The following is a 2,145-nucleotide window of genomic DNA, read 5'->3' as shown; positions in this document are numbered from 1 at the left end:
GCCAATTGCCCCCGGGAATAATTATCAAGCCACCAATTATAATCAGCAGCCGCAGCCTTCATCAAATAATTTAACAACATTTAAAACTAATAAAGCCATGTGGGTTACCAAATTAGTAACAGGAATCTTAATGATTATTGTTTCCTTGTTTATTTTTTTCCAAGGAACATTGATGGGCATTGGGAATACTATTGCTAATAATCATCACACCAGTGGTACAGCGGGAATATTCACAGCACTATTCTATTTAGTGGCCGGAATTGTTTATCTTTCAACCAAAAAAATGCATTCTCTAGGCGGTGATATTGCAAATTGTATAATATTAATTATTACATGGTTATTTGCTATTACCAATGCCGACAAAGTTTTTGCTGACTTAAAAATTTGGGGTTGGCTAGCATTAATTATTGGTGCAGGATTCTTAATTTGGCACATTATCGATAACAAAAAGAATAAATCTTAAATTTCTTTGAAACCATGGGAGAATAAAATTATTATGCTAAATGCGTTTATTGGATATATGTTTTTTCTTGGTGGAATAATATATGTTTACTTATTTTTAAAAAGTAAATCCAGAAAAAATTTTTTAATTGTTATAACTTGCGCTTTAGTGTCTGGGATATTTTTTGCATTAGTATAATTTTAAGGGAATAGATTTATGGGTAGAAAATGCGGAATAGATGGCCAAAAAATCGGAATGATGACTGCTAAAATACAAATTAATGGACATTGGGTGTGTGCAGATCATATAAAGCAAGCCGGATTTAATAGCACTAATGATGCTTTAAAATTTGCTAATCAACTAAATCTTGATATGTTAAAGAAATATATAGCTGGTAATTGTAATTTAAAGCAAGCCCTCATTAAGGGCAATTACCAACAAAGGCATGTTAATAAAAAGCATAATTATAAAAAATGGTGTTTTGGATTACTAGGTATTAGTGGCATAATTATCTTAATTTCACTATTGCAACCGCCATTGCATCCATCAAATTCACAATATGCAGGAGTTACCGTTACAAAATCACAATTAAAGCAGCTGAAAATTTTAACTGATAAAGAAAACGATGTGGTTATATCTTTTTCATGCAACAACAAAAGAAATTATATTGTTAATCAACAAATTATAGATATTCGTAAACCATATCTAAAATTAAATAAAACCATACCATCTCATCACTTAATTAATAATGAAATTGAAAAATTAAAAGGCTGTAAAAGAGATGAAACAAATAATAGCACAGTAGCAGCAATTATAGATTCTTTAAATAAAGAAACAGCAAGGGATATTACCGGTAAGAATTATGAAAATAAAAATTTTAAGGCTATCAATAAACAATTAAACAAAGATGCCCAAATAGACATTATTAAATAGTAAAAAGCCATCAGCATAGTTGATGGCTTTTTATTATGCATAGAAGAGTTTGTCCTACACTATAACAATAGGTTCAAGTAGTCGTTATTGTATTTCAAATAGACTTAATAACTTGGAAAACTAGCAGCACTTATTTGAATGGCGTCATAACCAACATATGGATATGATCAGGCACGGTATGATTAACGATAATTTCTACTTCTTGGAGATCAAATAATAATCTTCTTAGGTATTTAGTCGTAAACACAATGAGATATTTACAATTTCAATGGGTAGTCTCTAAGCTATTAGAGCCTTTTGACAGTGCAAAAACTATTCCGTTACCTCCAAATAAGTAAAACTTATGCTTTATTTAAAAAATACTAAAAAAACGAGAACCCTCAAAATATTGACAAATAGGATTCTCATTTTTAAAAAATACTTCTATTATATGATAGTTTTAAATGCCGGCTGCAGGATTCGAACCTGTGACCCCCGGATTACGACACCGATGCTCTACCAACTGAGCTAAGCCGGCACAAAAATACTTACAAAAAAAGCCGGAAACCCGACTCAATAAAAAAACTCCGGTTGTCAGACTCGAACTGACGACACCCTGATTAACAGTCAGATGCTCTACCAACTGAGCTAAACCGGATTAACCAGCGTGGCAGCGTCCTAGCCTCGCAGGTAGTTTCCCACCAACTACTCTCGGCGCTGAGAAGCTTAACTTCTGTGTTCGACATGGTTACAGGTGTATCCTTCCCGCTGTCGCCACCACACTGTCTTCT

Annotated in this window: 2 protein-coding genes, 2 tRNA genes and 1 rRNA gene; 2 read left to right on the top strand and 3 right to left on the bottom strand. The window is 32.8% G+C overall.

What is annotated here, in order from left to right; genetic code table 11:
* Positions 1-463: hypothetical protein (locus EQ827_RS08555; RefSeq protein ID WP_258231828.1), on the top strand; the 463-nt coding region annotated here is incomplete at its 5' end.
* 195 nt (positions 464-658) lie between these two features.
* Positions 659-1,375, top strand: a complete 717-nt coding sequence (locus EQ827_RS08550) for a hypothetical protein (RefSeq protein WP_181190558.1) — start codon at positions 659-661, stop codon at positions 1,373-1,375.
* Between the two features lie 444 nt (positions 1,376-1,819).
* Here the strand turns inward: EQ827_RS08550 and EQ827_RS08545 are convergent.
* From EQ827_RS08545 to rrf, 3 genes are all read right to left on the bottom strand, one after another.
* Positions 1,820-1,892: transfer RNA gene (locus EQ827_RS08545), tRNA-Thr, on the bottom strand.
* Positions 1,893-1,939: 47 nt separating this feature from the next.
* Positions 1,940-2,012, bottom strand: a tRNA-Asn gene (locus EQ827_RS08540).
* Positions 2,013-2,019: 7 nt separating this feature from the next.
* A 5S ribosomal RNA gene (gene rrf, locus EQ827_RS08535) occupies positions 2,020-2,136 on the bottom strand.
* Positions 2,137-2,145 lie beyond the last annotated feature (9 nt).

Source organism: Bombilactobacillus bombi (genome assembly GCF_013607485.1).
In the GTDB taxonomy this organism is placed as follows: Bacteria; Bacillota; Bacilli; order Lactobacillales; family Lactobacillaceae; genus Bombilactobacillus; species Bombilactobacillus bombi_A.
This window is presented reverse-complemented; position numbering and strand designations above follow the sequence as displayed.